21 protein-coding genes, 3 tRNA genes and 1 riboswitch are annotated in these 21,954 nt (G+C 73.3%); of the genes, 8 read left to right on the top strand and 16 right to left on the bottom strand.

The annotated features are described in order from the left end of the window. Positions 1-69: 69 nt before the first annotated feature. The 8 genes from OG218_RS18105 to OG218_RS18070 all read right to left on the bottom strand — a co-directional run bounded on the left by OG218_RS18105 (position 70) and on the right by OG218_RS18070 (position 3,968). Positions 70-1,137 carry a UDP-N-acetylmuramate dehydrogenase gene (locus OG218_RS18105; RefSeq protein WP_328294623.1) on the bottom strand — a complete coding sequence of 356 codons (1,068 nt, stop codon included), beginning with the start codon at positions 1,135-1,137 and terminating at the stop codon, positions 70-72. After that, positions 1,134-2,366: an MFS transporter gene (locus OG218_RS18100; RefSeq protein ID WP_328294622.1), complete on the bottom strand. Its 1,233-nt coding sequence runs from the start codon at positions 2,364-2,366 to the stop codon at positions 1,134-1,136. Before OG218_RS18100 ends, OG218_RS18105 begins: the two co-directional genes overlap by 4 nt. Then, a complete protein-coding gene (locus OG218_RS18095; protein ID WP_328294621.1) occupies positions 2,363-2,779 on the bottom strand; it encodes a MaoC family dehydratase in 417 nt (138 codons plus the stop codon). Before OG218_RS18095 ends, OG218_RS18100 begins: the two co-directional genes overlap by 4 nt. After that, the gene (locus tag OG218_RS18090) at positions 2,776-3,237 is read right to left on the bottom strand and encodes an FAS1-like dehydratase domain-containing protein (RefSeq protein WP_328294620.1); all 462 of its coding nucleotides are present in this window, start codon (positions 3,235-3,237) and stop codon (positions 2,776-2,778) included. Before OG218_RS18090 ends, OG218_RS18095 begins: the two co-directional genes overlap by 4 nt. A 38-nt stretch (positions 3,238-3,275) precedes the next feature. After that, positions 3,276-3,443 carry a 50S ribosomal protein L33 gene (rpmG, locus tag OG218_RS18085; RefSeq protein WP_012085006.1) on the bottom strand — a complete coding sequence of 56 codons (168 nt, stop codon included), beginning with the start codon at positions 3,441-3,443 and terminating at the stop codon, positions 3,276-3,278. A gap of 175 nt (positions 3,444-3,618) precedes the next feature. Beyond that, positions 3,619-3,691, bottom strand: a tRNA-Met gene (locus OG218_RS18080). Positions 3,692-3,720: 29 nt separating this feature from the next. Next, positions 3,721-3,792 (bottom strand) — tRNA-Thr (locus tag OG218_RS18075). A 94-nt stretch (positions 3,793-3,886) separates the two neighbouring features. After that, a tRNA-Tyr gene (locus OG218_RS18070) sits at positions 3,887-3,968 on the bottom strand. Between the two features lie 94 nt (positions 3,969-4,062). On the opposite strand from OG218_RS18070, the gene OG218_RS18065 reads away from it, so the two are divergent. Next, positions 4,063-4,554 (top strand): YajQ family cyclic di-GMP-binding protein, encoded by a 492-nt coding sequence (locus tag OG218_RS18065; RefSeq protein WP_328294619.1) that lies wholly within the window; start codon positions 4,063-4,065, stop codon positions 4,552-4,554. Between the two features lies 1 nt (position 4,555). Further along, positions 4,556-5,515 (top strand): alpha/beta hydrolase family protein, encoded by a 960-nt coding sequence (locus OG218_RS18060; RefSeq protein WP_328294618.1) that lies wholly within the window; start codon positions 4,556-4,558, stop codon positions 5,513-5,515. Between the two features lie 26 nt (positions 5,516-5,541). Here the strand turns inward: OG218_RS18060 and htpX are convergent, their stop codons facing one another. Together htpX and OG218_RS18050 are read right to left on the bottom strand one after the other, a co-directional pair. Further along, positions 5,542-6,426 carry a zinc metalloprotease HtpX gene (gene htpX, locus OG218_RS18055; RefSeq protein ID WP_328294617.1) on the bottom strand — a complete coding sequence of 295 codons (885 nt, stop codon included), beginning with the start codon at positions 6,424-6,426 and terminating at the stop codon, positions 5,542-5,544. A 64-nt stretch (positions 6,427-6,490) separates the two neighbouring features. Next, positions 6,491-7,126 carry a LysE family translocator gene (locus tag OG218_RS18050; protein ID WP_328294616.1) on the bottom strand — a complete coding sequence of 212 codons (636 nt, stop codon included), beginning with the start codon at positions 7,124-7,126 and terminating at the stop codon, positions 6,491-6,493. Positions 7,127-7,271: 145 nt separating this feature from the next. Here OG218_RS18050 and OG218_RS18045 point away from each other — a divergent pair, with 145 nt between their 5' ends. Beyond that, positions 7,272-8,537 carry a PP2C family protein-serine/threonine phosphatase gene (locus OG218_RS18045; RefSeq protein ID WP_328294615.1) on the top strand — a complete coding sequence of 422 codons (1,266 nt, stop codon included), beginning with the start codon at positions 7,272-7,274 and terminating at the stop codon, positions 8,535-8,537. 47 nt (positions 8,538-8,584) lie between these two features. On the opposite strand, the gene OG218_RS18040 is transcribed toward OG218_RS18045, so the two are convergent. From OG218_RS18040 to OG218_RS18030, 3 genes are all read right to left on the bottom strand, one after another. Then, positions 8,585-10,150, bottom strand: coding sequence for a methyl-accepting chemotaxis protein (locus OG218_RS18040; RefSeq protein ID WP_328294614.1), 1,566 nt, complete (start codon positions 10,148-10,150; stop codon positions 8,585-8,587). Positions 10,151-10,219: 69 nt separating this feature from the next. Then, a complete protein-coding gene (locus OG218_RS18035) occupies positions 10,220-11,581 on the bottom strand; it encodes an LLM class flavin-dependent oxidoreductase (protein WP_328294613.1) in 1,362 nt (453 codons plus the stop codon). Beyond that, positions 11,578-12,906 (bottom strand): MFS transporter, encoded by a 1,329-nt coding sequence (locus OG218_RS18030; protein WP_328294612.1) that lies wholly within the window; start codon positions 12,904-12,906, stop codon positions 11,578-11,580. The genes OG218_RS18035 and OG218_RS18030 overlap by 4 nt, the downstream gene beginning before the upstream one ends. A gap of 9 nt (positions 12,907-12,915) precedes the next feature. Beyond that, positions 12,916-13,004, bottom strand: a riboswitch (SAM riboswitch). 85 nt (positions 13,005-13,089) lie between these two features. On the opposite strand from OG218_RS18030, the gene OG218_RS18025 reads away from it, so the two are divergent. Further along, entirely contained in the window at positions 13,090-13,881 is a 792-nt protein-coding gene (locus OG218_RS18025) for an SGNH/GDSL hydrolase family protein (RefSeq protein WP_328294611.1), read from the top strand. A gap of 79 nt (positions 13,882-13,960) precedes the next feature. Beyond that, a complete protein-coding gene (locus OG218_RS18020; RefSeq protein WP_328294610.1) occupies positions 13,961-15,067 on the top strand; it encodes an alpha/beta hydrolase in 1,107 nt (368 codons plus the stop codon). Between the two features lie 13 nt (positions 15,068-15,080). On the opposite strand, the gene OG218_RS18015 is transcribed toward OG218_RS18020, so the two are convergent. The 3 genes from OG218_RS18015 to OG218_RS18005 are packed head-to-tail and all read right to left on the bottom strand — an operon-like array spanning position 15,081 to position 18,239. Next, a complete protein-coding gene (locus OG218_RS18015; RefSeq protein ID WP_328294609.1) occupies positions 15,081-16,052 on the bottom strand; it encodes an electron transfer flavoprotein subunit alpha/FixB family protein in 972 nt (323 codons plus the stop codon). Continuing rightward, a complete protein-coding gene (locus OG218_RS18010) occupies positions 16,049-16,852 on the bottom strand; it encodes an electron transfer flavoprotein subunit beta/FixA family protein (RefSeq protein ID WP_328294608.1) in 804 nt (267 codons plus the stop codon). Before OG218_RS18010 ends, OG218_RS18015 begins: the two co-directional genes overlap by 4 nt. A 1-nt stretch (position 16,853) precedes the next feature. Continuing rightward, positions 16,854-18,239, bottom strand: a complete 1,386-nt coding sequence (locus OG218_RS18005) for an FAD-dependent oxidoreductase (RefSeq protein WP_328294607.1) — start codon at positions 18,237-18,239, stop codon at positions 16,854-16,856. A 102-nt stretch (positions 18,240-18,341) separates the two neighbouring features. Between OG218_RS18005 and rarD the strand changes: the two genes are divergently transcribed. From rarD to OG218_RS17990, 3 genes are read left to right on the top strand one after another with little or no spacing between them, the layout of a single operon-like run. Next, complete coding sequence (gene rarD / locus OG218_RS18000) at positions 18,342-19,301, top strand: EamA family transporter RarD (RefSeq protein ID WP_328294606.1); 960 nt, start codon at positions 18,342-18,344, stop codon at positions 19,299-19,301. Positions 19,302-19,358: 57 nt separating this feature from the next. Beyond that, positions 19,359-21,080, top strand: a complete 1,722-nt coding sequence (locus OG218_RS17995) for a bifunctional lysylphosphatidylglycerol flippase/synthetase MprF (protein WP_328294605.1) — start codon at positions 19,359-19,361, stop codon at positions 21,078-21,080. Continuing rightward, the gene (locus OG218_RS17990; protein ID WP_328294604.1) at positions 21,077-21,874 is read left to right on the top strand and encodes a hypothetical protein; all 798 of its coding nucleotides are present in this window, start codon (positions 21,077-21,079) and stop codon (positions 21,872-21,874) included. Before OG218_RS17995 ends, OG218_RS17990 begins: the two co-directional genes overlap by 4 nt. The last annotated feature ends 80 nt before the right edge of the window (positions 21,875-21,954 follow it).

Below are 21,954 nucleotides of genomic sequence, written 5' to 3'. Positions count from 1 at the left end.
TACCCCTCGGTCATCGGTACGGTCCACGACGTCCTGTAGACCGTCCGGGTGACGTCCTGCGGGCCGGGCTCAGAGCGAGGTGCCCACCAGCACGGGCTCGTTGACCAGGCGGATCCCGAACCGGGCCTCGACCCCGTCGGTGACCGTCCGCGCCAGCGCCAGCAGGTCGGCCGCGGTGGCCCCGCCCCGGTTGGTGATCGCCAGGGTGTGCTTGGTCGACAACGTCGCGGGGCCGGGAGCACCGAAGCCCTTGCCGAACCCGGCGTGGTCGATCAGCCACGCGGCCGAGGTCTTCACCAGCCCGTCGCCCCCCGGGAAGCGCGGGGCGTCGGTGGGCAGCGCGTCGGCCTGGTCGGGGCGCAGCAGCGGGTTGGTGAAGAAGGACCCGGCGCTCCAGGTGTCGTGGTCGCTGCGGTCGGCCGGGTCCCAGACCATCCCCTTGCCGGCGCGGAGTTCGAGCACCGCCGCGCGGACCGCGGCCGAGGACACCCGGGCGCCGACCTCGACCCCGAGCCGGCGCGCGAGTTCGGGGTAGGCGACCTCGGAGGCGGCCGCCCGGAGGGGGAACTGGAACGTCACGTCGAGGACCACGTAGCGGCTCTCGGGGTGCGGGCCGTTCAGCGCGACCCTCGACCGCTTGAGCAGGGACGTGCGGTAGCCGAACCCCAGCTCGGCGGCCACGAACGTGCGCTGCCGGCGTTCGAGCCGGTCCCAGGTGCGGACGGTCTCGATGGTCTGCGCCACGTCCTGTCCGTACGCCCCGACGTTCTGCACGGGCGTCGCGCCGACGGACCCGGGGATGCCGGACAGCGCCTCGACCCCCGCCCACCCGCGCTGCACCGCGGTCGCGACGAAGGCGTCGAAGGAGTGGCCGGCGGCGACCGTCACGACGCCGCCACCGCAGGCGTCCTCGCTGGCGACACTGACGCCCTGCGTCGCGACGTGCACGACGGTGCCGTCGAACCCCGCGTCCGCGACGAGCAGGTTCGACCCGCCGGCGACCAGCAGCAGGGGCTCCCCCGCGGCGTCCGCCGCAGCGACGGCCTCGACGACCTCCGCATCGGTGCGGGCCTCGACGAGCTTCCGGGCGGGTCCCCCCACGCGCAGGGTGGTCAGGTCGGCGAGCAGGTGGGTCACGAGGACAGCTTGCCCCCCGCGGCCGCGCCGCCCGCGCCGAGGGCGACCCCGTCGGCGTGCGGGCGGGCCGCCGCGGCGACGAAGAGCGCGACCACCGAGGCCACCGCGGCCGCGGTCACGGCGTGGACGACCCCGGTGCGGTCGGCGAGCAGACCCACCAGCGGCGGGCCCGCGAGGAAGGCGGTGTACCCGACGGAGGAGACGACGCTGACGCGGACGGCCGCGTTGGTCTCCTCGTCACCGGCGGCGCTCATCCCGGTCGGGAACCCGAGCGCGGCGCCCAGGCCCCAGAGCAGCGCACCCACCACGGCCACCGTGACGTTCGGGGCGAGGACGAAGACGCCGACGCCGACGGCGGCGACGCCCGCGCTGAGCCGCAGGGCCGGCACCCGGCCGAGGCGCTGCAGGGCGACCGGCCCGACGAGTCGCCCGCAGGTCATCGCGACGACGAAGACGGTGAACCCGGCGACGCCCGCCGAGTGCGAGACGTCGTGACCGTCGATGAGGCCGAGCGCCAGCCAGTCGTTGGCGGTGCCCTCGACGAAGGCCATGCAGAGCACCAGGACCCCGATGAGCAGGGTGCGCGGTTCGCGCCACGCCTGCCCCAGCGAGATCCCCGCCCGCGGCTGCTCCCCGGTGGTCGCCGGGGCGGCCTCGCCGAGGAAGGACCGGGTCAGGACCGTCGTCCCCAGCACGACGAGGACCGCGACGGCGCAGAGGTGCGTCCAGGTCGGCACCCCGACCTTCAGCAGCAGCACGGAGACCCCGGCGGAGGCCACGCTGCCGAGGCTCCAGGCCGCGTGGAAGCGGGACATGATCGCGCGGTCCAGGCGGCGCTCGACGGCCGACCCCTCGACGTTCATCGCGACGTCCCAGGAGGCGACGCCCGCCCCGGCGGCGAACAACCCCAGCGCGGTCGGGGGCACGGAGCCGAAGCCGTCCACGGAGACGGAGACCACGAGCAGGCCGAGGGCCACGACGACGGAGCCGCCGAAGACGGTCCGGGCCCGCCCGAAGCGCAGCACGACCGCCCCCGCGATCGGCATGGCGAGGACGGAGCCGAGCGAGAAGGCCAGCAGCAGCAGGCTCATCCCGCCGTTGGACAGGCCCAGGGTGTCGCGGACGGAGGGGATCCGGGCCACCCACGTCGACATGAAGAAGCCGTTGAGGACGAAGGCCGCGTACACGGCCGTCCTCGCCCGCAGGGCTGCGGGCGAGGGGGTGCTCACGGCAGGCGGACGACAGCCCGGGCGCGCCCGAGGACCTTCGTCCCCGCGTGGGTCACGGTGAGGTCGACCTCGACCGTGCGGGCGGACTCGTCGCGCGTGAGCACCGTGCCGGCGACCTCGACGACGGCCGGCTCAGCGGAGGGCACGACGACGGGGGCGGTGAACCTCGTGCCGAAGGAGACCACCGCGGTCGGGTCCCCGGCCCAGTCGGCCACGACGGAACCGGCCAGGCCCATGGTCAGCATCCCGTGGGCGATGACGTCGGGCAGGCCGACGGACGTCGCGGTCGCCTCGTCGAGGTGGATCGGGTTGTGGTCCCCGGAGGCCTCGGCGTAGGCGCGGAGGTCGTCGCGGGAGAGCTCGTAGCGGGCGGCGGGGAGTTCGGTGCCGACCTCGGTGTCCTCGAAGTTCACGCCGGGTCCTCCGCGCGGACGACCAGCATCGACGTCACCGTCGTGACGGGGGTGCCGTCGGTGCGGGCGAGTTCGGTGCGGGTGGTGATCATCGCGTTGCCGCGCACGACGCGGACGCGGTCCACGTGCACCTCGGCGGTGAGTTCGTCACCGGCCACGATGGGGGCGTGGTGGCGGAACTGCTCCTCGCCGTGGACGACGCGGGAGAAGTCGATGCCCGCGGCCGGGTCGGCCACGAACTGCTTCTCCGCGACCTGGGCCAGCGTGACCGCGAAGGTCGGCGGGGCGACGACGTCGGCGTAGCCGAGTTCACGGGCGGCCGCCGTGTCGTGGTGGACCGGGTGGGCGGCCCGCACGGCCCGAGCGAAGGCCCGGACCGTGTCGGCGCTCACCGTGGTGGTCCCGGAGGCCGGGTAGACACGCCCCGCGAAGGACTCGTCGACGTTGACGGTCGTCACAGGTGCGTGCTCCCCGATCCGGAACGGACGTGCTGGTGTCAGCGGGTTTCGCGGTGCGTGGTCTTCTTGCCGCAGCGCGGGCAGAACTTGGCCAGGTCCAGGCGGTCCGGGTCGTTGCGGCGGTTCTTCTTGGTGATGTAGTTCCGCTCCTTGCACTCGGTGCAAGCCATGGTGATCTTCGGGCGGACGTCGGTGGTCTTGGCCACGGCGGGTGCCTCTTCCTCAGGATTCGTCGTACGACAAGGTTCGTCGCACTGCGGACGTACGGGCGGGCGCGCGCTCCGCCGATCCCCACCAGGGTACGCGACGTGCGGCAAGCGCCCGAACGCGCGACGAGCGGCCGCCCACGGAGGGCGGCCGCTCGGTACGTGTCGTGCGCTGTAGCGAGGGCCGGACTTGAACCGGCGACACAGCGATTATGAGCCGCTTGCTCTACCAACTGAGCTACCCCGCCGCGTCCGGCGGGCCCAGCCGCCGGTTGCGAGCCCCGATCGAGGATTGAACTCGAGACCTCTTCCTTACCAAGGAAGTGCTCTACCACTGAGCTACCGGGGCCAAACTGGTTGTGCTGCCGCGTGTACGGCCGGTGACGACCCTACATGACGCGACCCGGTGCCGGAGACCGGCACCGGGTCGCGGACTCGCGACGTGGCGGGTGATGGATTCGAACCAACGTAGGCTACGCCGGCGGATTTACAATCCGCTCCCTTTGGCCACTCGGGCAACCCGCCAGTGCCACCAGCGAGCTGGCGACGGTGAGACGATAGCAAGACATGAGCGGTGCTCGGAAACCGAGCCCCCCACGAACCCCAGGAGGAACCCCGCGTGGCCAGCGAGTCGTCGTTCGACGTCGTCAGCAAGATCGACCGCCAGGAGGTCGACAACGCCCTCAACCAGGCCGCCAAGGAGATCGCCCAGCGCTACGACTTCAAGGGTGTCGGCGCCGACGTCCGGTGGAGCGGGGAGTCGATCCTCATGGTCGCCAACTCCGAGGACCGCGTGAACGCCGTCCTGGACGTGCTGCAGACCAAGCTCATCAAGCGCGGCGTGTCGCTGAAGGCGCTGGACACCTCCGACCCGGTCCCGTCGGGCAAGGAGTACCGGATCACCGCCGAGCTCAAGGAGGGCCTCGCCCAGGACGTCGCCAAGAAGATCGGCAAGATCATCCGCGACGAGGGCCCCAAGGGCGTGAAGTCGCAGATCACCGGCGACGAGATGCGGGTCAGCTCCAAGGACCGCGACGACCTGCAGGCGGTCATCGCGCTGCTCAAGGGTTCCGACCTCGACGTCGCCCTCCAGTTCGTCAACTACCGCTGAGGTGGGTCCGCTGCGCCGCCGGGCAGTGATCGGCCTCGCGCTGAGCGGGGGCGCGCTGGGCGCGTGCAGCGACGACTCCCCCACCACCCCGGCGAGCGCCACCACGGCCACCCCCACGGAGACCGCCACGCCCACGGACACGGGTACGCCGGACGCGGAGACGGACGCCGGTTTCGTCCCGCCCGGGCTCGACGTCTCCCAGCGCAGCGAGTACCGCTACGGCGACCACCCCCGCCAGGTCAGCGACCTGTGGCTGCCGCCGGGCGAGCACCGCGACGCGATCGTCGTCGTCGTGCACGGGGGTGGCTGGGACGCCACCACCGACCGCCGCGACCTGAACGACCTGGTGGCGGACCTCGTCGGCGGCGGCTGGCCGGTGCTCAACACCGACTACCGCGGCAACGGCGACGGCGGCGGCTGGACGGGCACGTTCAGCGACGTCGCCACGGCCGTCGACATGGCCGCCGAGGCCGCCGCCCAGCACTCGCTGCCGACCGGGCGAGTGTGCTTCGTCGGGCACTCCGCGGGCGGTCACCTGGCGATGTGGGCGGCCGCCCGGGCCGGTCTGCCCGCCGACGCCCCGGGTGCCTCACCGCGGGTCGTGCCCGCGTTCGCGGCGTCGATGTCCGGGGTGCTGCACCCCACCGCGCTCGGTGGCGACGGTGGCGACGTCAACGTGCGGACGCTGTTCGGGGGAACCCCGGACGAGGTCGACGACCGCTACGCGATCGGCGACCCGACGCGGCGGGTGCCCTTCGGCTTCCCGCTGTTCGTCGCGCACGGGACGGGCGACCAGACGGTCCCGTACTCCCAGGCCCAGGAGTTCGACGCCGCCGCGAGCGCCGCCGGGGACGCGGTGGAGCTGCACCTGCTCGACGGCGTCTCGCACACCGACCCGCAGGACCCGGACGGGCAGGTCTTCCCGCTGTTCCGGACCTGGCTGGAGGCCCGCCTCGGCTGATCCCGGCCGGCTCGGTGACGGGCAGGTCAGCGGCGGTAGCCGGCGAGGGCCTCGAGGCGGGCGATCCGCTCGGCCATCGGCGGGTGCGTCGAGAACAGCTTCGCGACGCCCTGCGCGCGGAAGGGGTTCGCGATCATCATGTGGCTGGCGTTGACGAGCTCCCGCTCGGGCGGCAGCGGCAACTGACGCGTACCCAGCTCCAGCTTGCGCAGGGCCGAGGCGAGCGCCAGCGGGTCGCCGGTGAGCTTGGCCCCGTCCTCGTCGGCGTCGTACTCGCGGGTCCGTGAGATGGCGAGCTGGACGACGGTGGCCGCGAGCGGCGCCATCAGCGACAGCAGCAGCAGCGCCAACGGGTTCGCGCGGCTCTCGTCGTCGCGTCCGCCCCCGAACACCGACCCGAAGAACACCCCGAACTGCGCGATCGAGGTGATGACGCCCGCGAGCGCCCCCGCCACGGAGGAGGTGAGGATGTCGCGGTTGTAGACGTGCATGAGCTCGTGGCCGAGGACGCCGCGGAGTTCGCGCTCGTCCAGGAGCTGCAGGATGCCCTCGGTGCAGCAGACGGCGGCGTTCTGGGGGTTGCGGCCGGTCGCGAAGGCGTTGGGCGCCATGGTGGGCGAGACGTACAGCTGCGGCATCGGCTGGCGCGCGGCGGTGGAGAGCTCGCGCACGATCCGGTACATCCCGGGTTGTTCGGCCTCGGAGACGGGGCGGGCGCGCATCGAGCGCAGGGCCAGGTTCGCGGAGTTCCAGTAGCCGTAGGCCGAGGTCCCCAGCCCGATGAGGACGAAGACGACGAGGATGCCGGAGCTGCGGAACGAGGTCGCGAGGAACCCGCCGATGAGCAGCAGGACCGCCCAGATCACCCCGAACAGGACGGCGGTCTTCAGCCCGTTGTGGTGCCGGTGCATCCTGTCCTCTCCCCGCGCTCTCCTACCTGCCCCGCACAACGCGCACCGGTCGCGCGACGTTCCGTCAGCGGTGCCAGCCGGTGACGGCGGTGAGGACGCCCAGTCCGATCATCGAGGCTCCTCCGACGCGGGTCACCGTCCGCAGCCGCTGCGGGCGTCCGACGAAGGCCGTCCGCACGCGGGACGCGACCAGACCCCAGGTGCTGTCGCAGACCAGGCCGATGCCGATGGGGACCAGACTGAGCAGGACCATCTGACCGGTGAGCGACCCGGCGGAGCGGTCCACGAACTGGGGCAGGATCGCCGCGAACACCACGAACACCTTGGGGTTGCTGAGGCCGACGACCAGCCCGGCCCGGACCTCGCGCCCGCGGGTCCGCGCTGAACCGACGACCGTGTCCTGTCCGACGTGACCGGCTCCGCGCAGCGCCTGGACCCCCAGCCACACCAGGTACGCGGCCCCGGCGAGCTTCACGACCTCCAGCGCGGTGTCCCAGCGCTGCAGCACCGGACCCAGTCCGACGGCGATCACGAGGGCCGCGACGAGACTGCCCAGGGAGTTGCCCAGGACGCCGGCCAGGGCCGTCACCCGCCCGTGCGCGAGGGCGCGGCCGACGATGAAGAGGACGCTCGGGCCGGGGACGGCGATGACGACGAGGCTCGTCGCGGCGAGGGCGAGCACCTGCTCGGTGGTGACCACGCGCGCAGCGTAGGGCTCGGGCTCACGCGCTGGGCGCCGGCTGGACGACCGGTGGTTGCGTGACGGGGGTCGACTGTGAGTGACTGCCAGGGACGGTGGGGTCGCGGAGGCCACCACGGGCGCACGGCGGACGGCGGAGGTGCGTGTGGGCCTGACCACGTCCGAGACCCCCGTCCGCGAGGACCGGGGATCCGGCACGTTGCTGAGCCTGGCGAGCGCCCTGGCCCGCACCGACAGCGTCGAGGACGTCGCCCTCGCGGTGCGCGACGTCATGCACGCGGACCTCGGGGCGAGCTTCGTGTCCGTGTCGTTGGTCGACGGGCCCTGGCTGCTGACGCCGGCCCTCGGCCAGCTCGACGACGACACCGAGCAGCGCTGGCTGCGGCTCCCCCTCGACCTGGACACCCCCGCGCACCGCGTCGCCCGCGCCGGTCGCCGACTGGTCTTCGACTCCCTGGCGAGCCTCGTCGCCATGTTCCCGCACGGGCGCGACGCGTTCGAGCGCGCCCGGCTGCGCTCCGGGGCCGTGCTGCCCATGACCATCTCCGACGGGTACCGCATCGGCTCGGTGACCTTCGCGTGGGACGTCGACCGCACCCTCACCGAGGACGAGGTGGTCCTGGTGACGGCCGTGACCGACGCGACCGCGCAGGCGGCCCGGCGGGCCCAGCTGTACCGGGAGCGCCGCGACGTCGCGCACACCCTGCAGGCGGCGATGCTGCCGGAACTGCCCGCGCTGCCGGGCCTCGCGGTGGCGAGCCGCTACCTGCCCTGGTCCACGACCGACGAGCAGGTCGGGGGTGACTGGTACGACGCGATCGCCCCGCCGGACGACGGGGTCCTGCTGGTCATCGGCGACGTCGCGGGCCACGACACCGAGGCGGCGGCCCGGATGGGACGGGTGCGGTCGATGTTCCGGGCCCTGGCGGTGGACCGGCCGGAGGAACCGCCGGCCGCGCTGGTCAGCCGCCTCGACCACGTCCTGTCCGCGCTCGGGGACGAGACCCTGGCGACGTTGATCGTCGCCCGCCTCGACCCACCCGGCCCGACGCGGCGGCTGTGGTGGACGACGGCCGGTCACCCGCCGCCCGTCCTGGTCGACGCGGCCGGGCGCAGCACGGTCCTGGTCGCGGAACCCGACCTCCCGCTGGGGGTGGCCCCCGGCCGGCCCCGTCACGACCACGACATCCCCTGGCCGCCCGGGGCGACGCTGGTCCTCTACACCGACGGCCTCGTGGAACGCCGCGGTCGGGACGTCGGCGACGGCATCGTCGTGCTGCGCGCCGCTCTGGAGCGGACCCACACCGAGGACGTCGAGACGCTGCTCGGGGAACTGGTCACCGAGCACGTCGCCAACAGCGAGGACGACTGCGCGGTCCTCGCCGTGCGCGACGTCTCCGCCACCCGCTGACCCGCGGTCCCGCGGCGATCCCCGACAGGACCACGGGCGGGTCGGCGTCAGAAGCGGAAGGCGCCCACCAGGTCGTTCAGCTCGGCGGCGGCACGGGAGAGCTCGCCGGCGGTGTCGGCGGTCTGGGTCGCCCCGGCCGTCGTCTCGTCGGCGGAGGCGGCGATGCCGGAGATGTTCGAGGCGATCTCCTGCGAGCCGGACGAGACCTCGGTGACGTTGCGGACCATCTCCGAGGTCGTCGCGGACTGCTCCTCGACGGCGGCGGCGATGGTCGACTGCAACCCGTCGATGCGGGCGATGACGTCGGTGATCTGGCTGATCGCGGCGGCCGCGGCCGAGGCGTCGGCCTGCGTGGAGCCGACCTTGGCCACGATCTCCTCGGTGGCCCGCGCGGTCTGCTGGGCCAGTTCCTTCACCTCACCGGCGACGACGGCGAAGCCCTTGCCCATCTCCCCGGCACGGGCGGCCTCGATGGTGGCGTTCAGCGCCAGCAGGTTCGTCTGCTCCGCGATGGAGGTGATGAGCTTGACGACCTCGCCGATCTCCCGGCTGGAGACCGAGAGGCGTTCGAGGGTCTCCCCCGCGACGCCCGCGGCCGAGACGGCGTCCGCGGCGGTGGAGCTGGCCTCGGCGGTGCTGGTGGCGATCTCGCGGATGGCCGCGGTCATCTCCTCGCCGGCGGCGGCGACCGTGCCGATGTTGGCCGAGATCTCCTCGGTCGCGGCCGAGACGACCTGCGTCTGCACGGCGGCCTCCTCGGCCCCGGCGGAGAGACGGGTCGCGACGGCGTCGAGCTGCTCGGAGGAGCTCGCGAGGACGGAGGCGTTCGCGCTGATCCGGCGCATGGAGTCGGCGAGGCGGTCCATGGTGGTGTCGAGCGCACCGGCGACGCGGCCGACCTCGTCGCGGCTGACGATGCCGACGCGCTGGTCGAGGCGGCCCTCGGCCATGCCCTGCACGACCACGAGGGTGCGGGCCAGGGGCCGGGCGACCGAGCGGGAGACCACGACGGCGACGACGACCGCGACGGCGATCGCGACGGCGCCGAGGGCCAGCAGCAGCGCGACGGCCGTGCGGTAGGCGGACGCGCCGGCGGCGGCCATGTCCACCGCGGCCTGCTGCTCGCTGGCGGTCATGGTCTTCAGCTCGTCGGTGATCTGCTTCGCGACCGGGCTGATGCTGGCGGTGCGGTAGGCGATGTACCCGGCCCGGTCGTCACCCTTGGCCAGGGCGACGAGCTGCACGCGGGCGTCGCGGTACTGCTTGAGGCTGGCGGCGAAGGCGTCCCGGTCGGCGGCCTTCGCAGCCGGGCCGGAGGCGAGGTAGGTGGCCCAGGCAGCGTCCAGCGCCGTGTCGTCGGCGGTCACGGCGTCCAGCGCGCTCTGCTTGGCCGCGGCGTCGGAGGTGAGGGCCACGTTGGTCACGTCCATGCGCGCCTGCAGGAACTCCACCTGCACGGTGAGGATCGACTGCACCGAGGCGAGACCCGACGACGACATCGTCGTGAGGTTCCCCTGCGAGGAGCTGAGCTTCGCCCAGCCCACCCCCACCACGGTGGCGAGCAGCAGGCAGACGACGCCGAAGCCGGCGAACAGCTTGGAAGCGACGTTCAAGTCACGTAGACGGGTCACGGTGGTCCATCGGCCACCGTTCGGGCACCCTGACCCGATTTCTAGTAGGACCTAGCGACGGAAACCGGCGCCCACGTGGGTGCCCGGCAGCCGGGCCCCGCCGCCGAGTCGTTCCCGCAGGGTCGTCCCGGGGGCCGGTTTCGGGGCGGTGCGACCGCGCCGGTCGAGTTCGGGGACGAGGTGGTCGACGACGTCGACGAAGGTCCCGGGCATCGTGGCGTACATCAGGTTGAACCCGTCGACGTCGGCCTCCGCCGCGAACTCCTCGAGGTGGTCGGCGACCGTCTGCGGGGAACCCGCGAGGACCGGACCCCGACCCCCCACGGAGACGAACTGCGCGAGGTCGTCGATCGTCCACTCCCGGTCGGGGTCGTTCGTGAAGCTCGCCAGGGCGGACCGGTTCGCGTCGGTGGTCACGTGCTGCAGGGTCTCGTCGGCGGCGCGACCGGCGAGGTCGACGCCCGTCCACCCCCCGAACAACGCGAGGGCGGCCTCGCGGCTGGCGTGTTCGCGGTAGTCGGCGAGCAGCGCGTGCGCCTCCTCGTCGCTGCTGCGGACGACCGTGGTGAGGCCGGCGAGGACCTGCACCGACCGCGGGTCGCGACCGGCGCGTTCGACCTGCTCGCGCAGGGAGTCGACGGACCTGCGGGCGATCTTCGCGGTCGGCGCGATGATGAACACGCACTCCGCGTGCCTGGCCGCGAACTCCTGCCCGCGGGGCGAAGAACCCGCCTGGAAGATCACCGGTGTCCGTTGCGGTGAGGGTTCGCAGAGGAACGCCCCGGGGACGTCGAAGTACTTCCCGTGGTGGTCGATGTCGTGGACCTTGGCCGGGTCGGCGTAGATCCCGCGCCCGGCGTCGCGGACGACGGCGTCGTCCTCCCAGGAACCCTCCCAGAGCTTGTAGCAGACCTCCAGGTACTCCTCGGCGACCTCGTAGCGCTCGTCGTGGGCGACCTGGGCGGTGAGACCGAGGTTCTTCGCGGCCGAGTCGAGGTAGCCCGTCACGACGTTCCACGCGACGCGGCCGCCGGTGAGGTGGTCCAGCGTCGTGAGCCGGCGGGCCAGGGAGTACGGCTGCTCGTACGTCGTCGTCACCGTGAGACCGAAACCCAGGTTCTCCGTGACCGCGGCCATCGCCGACACCGCGGCGAGCGGGTCGTTGACGGGGACCTGCACGGCGGCGCGGACCGCCGCGTCGCGCGATCCCCCGTGGACGTCGTAGGTGCCGAGGACGTCGGCGAGGAACAGCGCGTCGAAACCCCCGCGCTCGAGGAGTCGGGCGAGGTTCGTCCAGTGCGCGAGGGTCCGGTAGTCCGCGCTGCGGTCCTCCGGTCGCGACCACAGCCCCGCGGCCTGGTGGCCGACGCAGGCCATGGCGAAGGCGTTGAGGCGCAACGGTTCAGAACTCAACGGGACAGTCCCTCCAGAGGTCGGTGCGCGGTCTCGCGGGTGAGCGCCGCCGAGATGGTGGTGAGGACGGCGAGGAAGCTCAGGTACCCCGCGACGATCCAGGGCGAACCGTTCCCCGCGGCCAGCAGCGACGCGGCGATGAGCGGGGTCAGACCGCCGCCGAGGACCGCGCCGATGGAGTACCCGAGGGACGCACCGCTGTAGCGGGTGCGGCTGTCGAACTGCTCGGCGAAGAACGCGCCCTGCGCGCCGTACTGGCTGTCGTGACCGAGGTTGATCGCGATGACCATCGCGCCCACGATCAGGACGGTGGAGCCGGTGTCGAGCAGCAGGAACGCGGGCACCGTGAACACCGCGGTGAGGACCGACCCGAACAGGTAGACGGGTTTGCGACCCACCCGGTCCGAGAGCAGACCCCACAACGGGGTGGCGGCGAGGCTCACGACGGAGGCGACGAGGACGGCGAGCAGCCCGACGTCGGCCCCGTCCTCGCGGACGTGGTTGGTCAGGTAGTTCAGCGCGAACACCGTGTAGAGGACGTAGGCGCCGTTCTGGCCCAACCGCATGCCGGTCGTCAGGAGCACCCCGCGCTTGTTCGTCGCCAGCACCTCGGCGACCGGTCGGCGCGACGTCGCGTCGGCCTCGCGCAGCGCGGTGAACGCCGGGGAGTCGGTGACCTTGAGCCGGATGACCAACCCGATGACGACGAGCACGGCGCTGGCCAGGAACGGGATCCGCCACCCCCAGGCGAGGAAGTTCTCGCTCGAGGTCAGGGTGCGGGTGAGCCAGAAACCCCCGCTGGCCAGGACCATGCCGGCCGCGGAACCCATCTGCGGGATCGCGCCGAACAGACCGCGCCGGCCGGTGGGGGCGTGCTCGACGGCGAGCAGGACGGCCCCGCCCCACTCACCCCCGGCCGAGAAACCCTGCAGCAGTCGCGCCGCGACCAGCAGGACCGGGGCCCACACCCCGATCCGGTCGTGGGTGGGGAGCAGACCGATGGCCGCCGTGGAGATCCCCATGACCAGCAACGAGGCCACGAGGACCGCCTTGCGGCCCACCCGGTCGCCGATGTGACCGGCCACCGCACCGCCGAGGGGGCGGGCGGCGAAACCCACGGCGTAGGTGGCGAACGCGGCGATCACGCCGACCGCGCCACCGACGTTCGGGAAGAACAGCGGGCCGAGGACGATCGCCGCGGCCGTGCCGTAGAGGTAGTAGTCGTACCACTCGATGGTGGTGCCGACGAAGCTCCCCAGCGCCGCCCGGCGGCGGACGAGGGGTTCGCTGGGCGTCGCGAGGACGGTGTCGTGCAGGGTGCTCACAGAACGGTTCTCCCATCGGTCCTGGCGGTAGCACCTTCCCCGCGGGGTGGTTGCTGCGACGTCGACGAGCCAGGTCTCTCGGTCGCTCTGGATGGCTGGGGCGAACCTACGACGGGGGCGCGCACCAGGCAAACCGGGACCCGGTCCCGAGCGCGGGGCGCGAGCCGGTGCCACAGTGGGCGGGTGAGCTTCCCGCGGGCCCGCTCCCCGCGCACCTCCCGGACCGTCGCCCTCCTGCTGGCCGTCTGCGCGGCCGCCTGCGCCGGTCCCGACGACGCCGCCTCGTCCTCCGCCCCCCTGCGCCTGCTGTCCCTGGGCGACTCCGTGCCGGCGGGGGACGTCTGCGGCTGCACCGCGTTCCCGGACCTGGTCGCCGACGGCCTCGCGCCCGAGGGCGAGGCCGACGTGGTGCAGCGGGCCAGCGGCGGCGCGACCTCGACCGACGTCGACTCCGTCCTGCAGCAGCTCTCGGCGGACGAGGGACCCCGGCTCGGTGCGCCGGACGTCGTGCTCCTGCAGGCCGGGGCCAACGACCTCGTGCAACAGGTCGACCTCGCGACCTCCACCGCGGGAGCCGTCGACACCGACGCGACGATCGAGCGGGTGGTGGCGACGCTGGCGGGAACCGTCGACGAGCTCAGGGCCACCGGGGCCCGGGTCGTGGTCCTCGACTACTGGGCCGTCGGCCTGGACGGCGAGGTCGCCGAGCAGGAGTACACCCCGGCCGAGCTGCACGACCAGGTCGCCCTGACCGACGCCTTCGACGACCGCCTCGCTGCCGCGGTGGGGAGCAAGGCGCTCTTCGTGGACCTGCGTCCGGTGTTCCACGGCGTCGACGGGACCGGCGACCCCACGACGCTGCTCGCCGCGGACGGCGACCACCCCGACGCCGCCGGGCACCGGGCCATCGCGGACGCCGTGCTGGACGTGCTCGCCGGCTCGGAGGGTGCTGCCGGTTCGCCGGGAGATCGCTGAGAAAGGGCACTCCTCCGCCTGTGGTGACCGATGGTGGTCCCGGCGCACCACGCGCCGGTTCTGGCACGGGGGGTGTGGGGTGGGTCTCGACGATCCGCTGACGAGGTGGATCGCCATCGGCGTCGCAGTGGTGGCCACGGTGGCGCTGGTCGTCTGCTGGCGGGGGCTGGCCCGGCGGGGGTTCCTCGCCGTCCTGGGACGCTCGGTGGCCCTGCTCGGGGTCAACGTGAGCGTCCTCATGGCCGTCTTCCTCGTCGTCAACGCCCAGTTCGGCCTGTTCTCGGACTGGGCGGACCTCCTCGGGACCCAGCAGGTCGTCACGACCACGCAGGCCAGCGGGTCGGCCAGCGGGTCGGCCACCGCCCAGGCGTCCGAGGCCGCCCCCGTCCGTCTCGACGGCTACGACGGGAGGGTCTGGCGGGCCCAGGTCCCCGGTCCCCGCTCCGGCACCACGGCCGAAGCCCTGGTGGTCCTGCCCACCGGGTACGGCACCACCCCCGCCCCGGCCGGGGGGTACCCCGTCATCGAGGCCTTCCACGGCTACCCGGGGACCCCGGAGCAGTGGCTCGACGCGATGCACCTGCTGCCCTCGCTGGACGCCGCGGTCACCGCGCACCAGCTGGCCGCGTCCGTGGTGGTCATCCCGACGCTGGAGGTGCCCGCCGGGCGCGACACGGAGTGCGTCGACGGTGGGGACGGGCAGCCGAAGCTGGAGACCTGGCTGTCGCAGGACGTCCCGGACTACGTCGAACAGCACTACACGGTGAGCAGGCAGGCGAGGTCGTGGGCCACCATCGGACTGTCCATGGGTGGGTGGTGCGCCAACGAGATGGCCATGCTGCACCCCGACCGCTTCAGCGCAGCGATCGCCTTCGGCGGCTACTCACGCCTCGACCTGGGGTCCTGGAAGCCGTTCTCCGCGGACAGCCCCCCGGCGAAGCGCTACGACCTCGTCGCCCTCGCGAAGCAGAACCCGCCGGCCGTGCGGTTGTGGGCGCTGGCGTCGAAGGAGGACGGGCTGTCCTGGCCGAGCACCCAGGCGCTCGCGAGCGCGGTGCACGGGCCCACCACGATGACCCTCGTCACCCAGCAGCAGGGCGGTCACCGGACCAGCATCTGGGCGGGCATCGTCCCGCAGGCGCTGACCTGGCTGGGGTCGGCGCCGGGGTTCGCGCCGGCGACCTGACGCCGCCCCGCGGTCAGGGGCGGCGGGCCCGCAGCTCCGCCACGAGCGCGGGGACGACCTCGCCGAGGTCGCCGACGATCCCGTAGTCGGCGAACTCGAAGATCGGGGCGTCGGGGTCGTTGTTGACGGCGACGACCGTGCCGGCCGCGTCCATCCCCCCGCGGTGGTGGACGGCGCCGGAGACGCCGAGGCCGATGTAGAGGCGGGGCGAGATGGTCACGCCGGTCTGCCCGACCTGGGCCTCGTGCCCGATCCAGCCCTCGTCGGTGGCGACGCGGGTCGCGCCGACGGCCGCGCCGAGGACGTCGGCGAGCTCCTCGACCCCGGAGAAGTCCCCGTCGACACCGCGGCCGCCGACCACGACGACCTCGGCCTCGGCCAGCGCCGGCCGGTCGCCGGTGGGCCGCTTCGTGCGGGAGACGACGGTGACCGCCCGGGCCGCCGGGGAGGCCGCGACGGTGTGCTCGACGAGAGTCGTGTCGGCGGGGACGGCGAGCGGCGCGGCCGGCACGACGTTCGGGGCCAGCGCGACGACGGCGAGCCGGCCCGTCGCGGCGCAGGCGGTGTCCCAGGACCCGGCGAGGACGCTCTTGCGGGCGACCCACCGCCCGTCCTCGACGGCGACCGAGGCGGCCCCGGTGACGACCCCGGCGCCGGCGCGGACGGCGAGCCGGGCCGCGACCTCCTTGCCCTCGAACGTCGAGGCGACGAGCAGCAGCGACGGTTCGACGGCGGTGATCACCGTCTGCAGGGCGTCGACGACGGAGGCCGTCAGCTGGGCGTCGGCGCCGTCGACGTGGACCTGGTGGAGCGTCGCGGCGCCGTGCGCGGCGAGGAGCTCCGTCTGCGGCGACTCCCCCACCCAGACCGCGTGCACGACGACACCACCGGAAGCGCTCGTGAGGTCGCGCGCGAGCGTCAGCAGTTCCAGCGCGGTGGGGCGGACGGCGCCGTCGGCGTGGTCCACGAGAACCAGGACGTTCACTGGAAACCCTTCTGCGACAGGTAGTCCACCAGGGCGGGAACGGTCTCCGCGTCCCCGGTCACGACGATCCGGTCGGGTCGTTCGGGGCGCGGCTGCGCGTGCACGAGCGTCGTGGCGGAGCCGGCGGACCCGACCGTGGCCGGGTCGAGAGCGAGGTCGGCGAGCGTCCACGACGTCACCGGTGCCTTGCGGGCGGCCATGATCCCCTTGAAGTTCGGGAAGCGGGCGCGGAAGGCCTGGTCGGTGACCGAGAGCACCGCGGGCGCCGCGGCGGTGAGGACCTCGACGTCGGTGGACGTCTCGCGCTGCACCCGCACCACACCCTCGCTGAGGGTGATCTCGTCGGCCAGGGTCAGCTGCGGCCACCCGAGCAGTTCCGCGAGCGCCGCGGGGACCAGGGACGTGAGCCCGTCGAGCGCGGCCATCCCGGCGACCACCAGGTCGACGGGGTCCTCGGCGTGCAGCTTGGCGATCGCCGCGGCGAGGACCCGGGCGGTGGCGATGGCGTCGGAGCCGGCGACGGCCTCGTCGCTGACGTGCACGGCGGTGGACGCGCCCATCGCGAGCCCGCGGCGCAGCGCCTCGACCGCGGGCGCCGGGCCGAGAGTCAGGACGGTGACGTCGTGGCCCTCACCGGGGAAGCCGGCGGCCTCGGCCGTGCGCAGCCCGGCCTCGAGGGCGTCCTCGTCGAGCTCGTTGAGGGTGTCGTCGTCCCCGCCGCGGACGAGGCGCCCGTCGTCGCCGAGGGAGCGGGGCGACTGGATGTCGGGGACGTGCTTGACGCAGACGACGACGCGCACGTCAGACCGTCCCGCGGGAGTGCTTGATCATGTCCTCGCGGGACACGACCTTGACACGTTGGCGGCCGTGGGGTTCGCCGAGCGAGCGTTCGTGGGCGTCGAGGACCTCCCAGTCCGACCAGGTCAGGACGTCGACGCCCTTGCCCCGCAGGAAGTCCAGGATCGCCTGCGGGTCGGGCTCCTCGGCGCGCTGGAGCGCGGCCGCGTCGGCCAGGAGGTGCTTGACCGTCTCGGAGGCGTCGGACTTGGTGTGCCCGATGAGCCCGACGGGGCCGCGCTTGATCCAGCCGGTGCAGTAGACGCCCTCGACGGTCTCACCCCCGGGGGCCAGGACGCGGCCCTCGTGGTTGGAGATGACGCCCTTCAGCTCGTCGAAGGGGACGCCCTCCAGCGGGGAGCCGAAGTAGCCGACGGCGCGGTAGACGGCCTGGACGTCCCACTCGTGGAAGTCGCCGGTCCCCTCGACGGAGGTGTCGCCGGTGAGGCGGGTCCGTTCGGTCCGCAGCCCCCGGACGTGCCCGTCCTCGGTGGTGAGGACCTCGACCGGGGCGTGCAGGAAGTGCAGGTGCAGCCGGCGCGAGGCGCTCGACTCCCCCTCCTTCAGCGTCCAGTCGGTGAGCGTCTTCACGACCTGCTTGGTCTGGTTGGACTTCGCGATCGCCTCCATCGAGCCCTCGTCGAACTCGAAGTCCTCGGGGTCGACGATGACGTCGACGTCGGGCACGTGCCCGAGTTCGCGCAGCTCCAGCGGCGAGAACTTCGCCTGCGCGGGACCGCGGCGGGCGAAGACGTGCACGTCCTTGACCTTGGAGGACTTCAGCCCCTCGTAGACGTTGGCCGGGATCTCCGTCGGCAGCAGGTCGTCGGCGTGCTTGGCCAGCACGCGGGCCACGTCGAGGGCGACGTTGCCGGCGCCGAGGACGGCGACGGTCTCGGCCTCCAGCGGCCACTCGCGCGGGTAGTCGGGGTGCCCGTCGTACCAGGAGACGAAGTCGGCCGCGCCGTAGCTCTCCGGGGCCTCGACCCCGGGGATCGCGAGCGTCGCGTCCTTGATCGAGCCGGTGGAGAAGACGACGGCGTCGTAGTGGTGGCGCAGCTCCTCGAGGGTGACGTCGGTACCGAAGTCGACGTTGGTCAGCAACCGGACGTCACCGCGGCCGAGGACCTTCTCCAGCGCGACGATGATCTGCTTGATGCGCGGGTGGTCGGGGGCGACGCCGTAGCGGACCAGACCGAACGGCGCGGGGAGGCGCTCGAAGAGGTCGATGCCGACCCCGTCGAAACCGGTGGCCGTGAGGTCGGCCTTGGAGAGGATGTCCGAGGCGTAGATCCCGGCCGGTCCGGCTCCGACGACGGCGACGCGCAGCGGACGGTTCGAATCGGTCACAGCTCTCGGTGTCCCTCTCGTAGGTGGTGACGTGCTGGGTGGCGCGCTGGGATGACGTGGAAGGCAAGCCTAACGCGGCCCGCTGGAGCGGCCGACGCCACGATGACCCCCGTGGACCAGCGCGCAGCAGAGCACACCGAGTCTCCCTCGGCCGAGCACAGGACGCGCACCGGAGTCCTCGCCGGCCTCGCCTGCTACTGCGTCTGGGGCCTCTTCCCGTTCTTCTTCCACGCCCTCGCCCCGACCGGCGCGGTGGAGCTGCTGGCCTGGCGGGTGCTCTGGTCGCTGGCGCTGTCGGTGCTGGTGGTGACCGGGTTGCGCCGCTGGCCCGCGGTCCTGGCCGTGCTGCGCTCGCCGCGGCAACGGGGCCTGCTGGCGGTCGCGGCCGTCGCGATCGCGGTGAACTGGGGCGTCTACGGCCTCGCCGTGGTCACCGGTCACGTCCTCGAGGCCTCGCTGGGCTACTTCGTGAACCCGTTGCTGACCGTCCTGCTCGGGGTGGTGGTGCTGCGGGAACGGCTGCGCCGCACCCAGTGGATCGCCGTCGGGATCGGGCTGGCCGCGGTCGCCGTCATCACCGCGGACCTGGGGCGGCTGCCGTGGATGGCGCTGACGCTGGCCGTCTCCTTCGGCAGCTACGGCCTGCTGAAGAACCGCCTCGCCCGGCACGGCTCGGGGGTGGACCCGCTGACGGGGTTGAGCGTCGAGACCGGGTTCCTGGCCCTGCCCGCGGCCGCCGCGCTGCTCGTCCTCGGGGACCGGCTGACCTTCACCGGCTTCGGCGCCTGGCACACCGTGCTGCTGGTGCTGTCCGGTCCGCTGACCCTCGGCCCGTTGCTGCTGTTCGCGGTGGCCGCCGGCCGGGTGCCGCTGAGCGTCATCGGGATGCTGCAGTACCTGACCCCGGTGCTGCAGTTCGTCGCGGCGCTGGTGCTGGGCGAGACGATGCCGGCGTCGCGCTGGGTCGGGTTCGGGCTGGTCTGGGTGGCGCTGGCGGTGCTCACGACGGACGCGGTGCGCCGCCGGGGACGGCCCCGGGTCTGGGAGTCCACCGGGAGTTGACCGCGAGGGCACCCGTGACCGTGCGTCAGCTGTGCCGGAGGCAGCAGACTGCTCTGCGTGCTCCCTCCTCTGCTGGCCGGCCGCGCGCGACGAGGGCGGATCCGCCGCATCGGCGCCGTCGCGGTCGCCTTCCTCGGTCTCGTCGGTGTCGTCTCCGCCATCACCCCGCCCTTCCGCGAACGGTTCGCCCCGCTGCTGGACGTGCTGCCGCTCGCGGTCCCGTTGGGGGCGAAGACGGTCCTGGTGCCGGTATCGATCGCCCTGCTGCTGCTGGCCCGGGGCCTGCGCCGCGGTCAGCGGCTCGCCTGGGGCACGACGATCGGCCTGCTGGCCGCGTCGGCCGGTCTGCACGTGCTGAAGGGCATCGACGTCGAGGAGGCCGTGCTCGACGTCGTCGCCCTGGTCTGGCTGGCGGTGAACGCGCGGTCGTTCCCGGTGCTGCCGAGCGCGGCCCGGGCCCGGCGGGTCGGGTGGGTGCTGGCGATCGGGGCCCTGGTCTCGCTGGTCGTCTCGGCCGCGCTGGTGGTGGCCGTCGGGGCCGAGCGGCACCCGGGCGAGACGATCGAGGCGGTCGTCCAGCGCCTCGTCGGTGACCAGCGCACGCCGTTCCCGAAGCTGCGCGGGGACGGGGGCCACGCCTTCCTGCCGCTGCTGAACCCGTCGCTGCTCGCCCTCGGGCTGACGTTGCTGGTGGTCCTCGGCTGGATCCTCTTCTCCCCGCACCGCCCGGACGTGCTCAGCGGTGAACAGCGCCGCGCCGAACGGGAACGCGCCCGTGAGGTCGTCCTGCGCTGGGGCGGGGAGACCCTCGACTACTTCGCCCTGCGCGACGACAAGGACTTCTTCTTCGCCTCCTTCGAGGAAGGCACCGGCGTCGTCGCGCACAGCGTCCGGAACGGGGTCTGCCTCGTCTCCCCGGACCCGATCGGGCCACCGCAACGTCGCGGCGCCCTCCTCGTGGAGTTCCTCGACCACGTCGAACGCAACGGCTGGTCGGTCGCCGTCGTCGGGGCCCGCGCCGACTGGCTGCCCTCCTACGAGGCGGTCGGGTTGCGCCCGGTGTACCTGGGCGACGAGGCCGTCCTGGACTGCTCGCAGTTCTCGCTGAAGGGCTCGAGCATGAAGAGCCTCCGGGGTTCGGTGAACCGGGTCGCGAAGGCCGGGATCACCGTGGAGTTCCACGACGGACCCACGCTGCCGGAAGCGGTGAAGGAGGAGCTGCTCGCGATCTCCGGGGAGTCGCGCCACGGAGAGGCCGAACGCGGCTACTCCATGACGTTGTCCCGGTTGTTCGACCCCGCCGACACCGGCGTCCTGGTGAGCATCGCCCGGTTCGCCGACGGCCGGGCCGCGGGCTTCATCCAGTGGACCCCGGCCGCCCTGGTGCAGGGGTACTCCCTCGACGTCATGCGCCGCTCCACCGCCGAGGACGTGCCGAACGGGTTGACCGACGCCCTCATCGTGGCGACGGCCCAACACCTCGTGGAGAACGGGCTGCGCGGGCTGGGCCTCAACTTCGCCGTGCTGCGCGAGATCGTGTCGGGCGAACGCGAGGGGACCTTCGCCGACCTGGGGCGCCGGGCGCTGCACGCGTTGTCGAGCAGCGCGCAGATCGAGTCGCTGTGGAAGTTCAACGCCAAGTACGACCCGGACTGGCGACCCCGCTACGTCGTCCTGGACTCCGTGGAGTTCTCCGCGGCGCAGGGGTTCACGATCGCCGACGCCGAGGGGGTCGCGGAACTCCCCGTCGTCGGGCGGTTCCTCGGCCGGCGTCCGTGACGCTGGCCCTCGTCACCGCCGTCCTCGCGGCGCTGGGCTACGCGGCGGGCTCGGTGCTGCAGGCCGTGGGCGTGCGCCGCTCCGGGCTGCGCTCCCCGCTGTACCTGAGCGGGCTCGGGGTCGACGGGCTGGCCTGGTTGCTGTCGCTGGTCGCGCTGCGGCGGTTGCCGACGTTCGCCGTCCAGTCGCTGCTGGCGGGGTCGCTGGCACTGACCGTGCTGCTGGCCCGGGTGTTCCTGGGCTCGCGCCTGCGCGGTCGGGACACCACGGCCGTGCTGCTGCTCGTCGCCGCCCTCGGGGTCGTCGGCGGTTCGGGGACGGAACAACCCTCGCCCCCGACCGGTTCCGCCGTGGACTACGGGCTGTGCGCCGCCGCGGTCCTGCTGCTCGTGGCCGTCCTGGCGCTGCGCCGCAGCGGCTCCGCGACGCAGGCCGTCCTCGCGGGGCTCGGGTACTCCGTCGCCGCCCTCGGCGCGCGGGCGGTGACGATCCCCGAGCAGTGGTGGCGGGTCGCCCTCGAACCCGTCGGCTGGGCCGTGCTCGTGTCCGGGGTCGCCGGGACCCTCGGCTACGCGGCGGCCCTGCAACGCGGGGCGGTCGGGCCCGCGACGGCGCTGCTGTGGTCGGTGGAGGTCGTGGTGCCCGCCGTCGCGGGTTTCGCGCTCCTCGGCGACTCGGTGCGGGCGGGGTGGTGGCCGGCGGCGGTCGTCGCGCTCGTCGTGGTGGTGGCGTGCTCGGTGGTGCTCGCCGGGTCGCCGGCGATCCCGGAGGAGCACTCCCAGTCCACGGCGTGAACCAGCGCTGCACCCACCGTGGGAAACGCCGGGTGATCCACGATCCCGACCGGTGTGTCGCGCGATGGGTGCAGCGCTGG

The sequence above is a fragment of the Kineococcus sp. NBC_00420 genome (assembly GCF_036021035.1).
Taxonomy (GTDB): domain Bacteria; phylum Actinomycetota; class Actinomycetes; order Actinomycetales; family Kineococcaceae; genus Kineococcus.
This window is presented reverse-complemented; position numbering and strand designations above follow the sequence as displayed.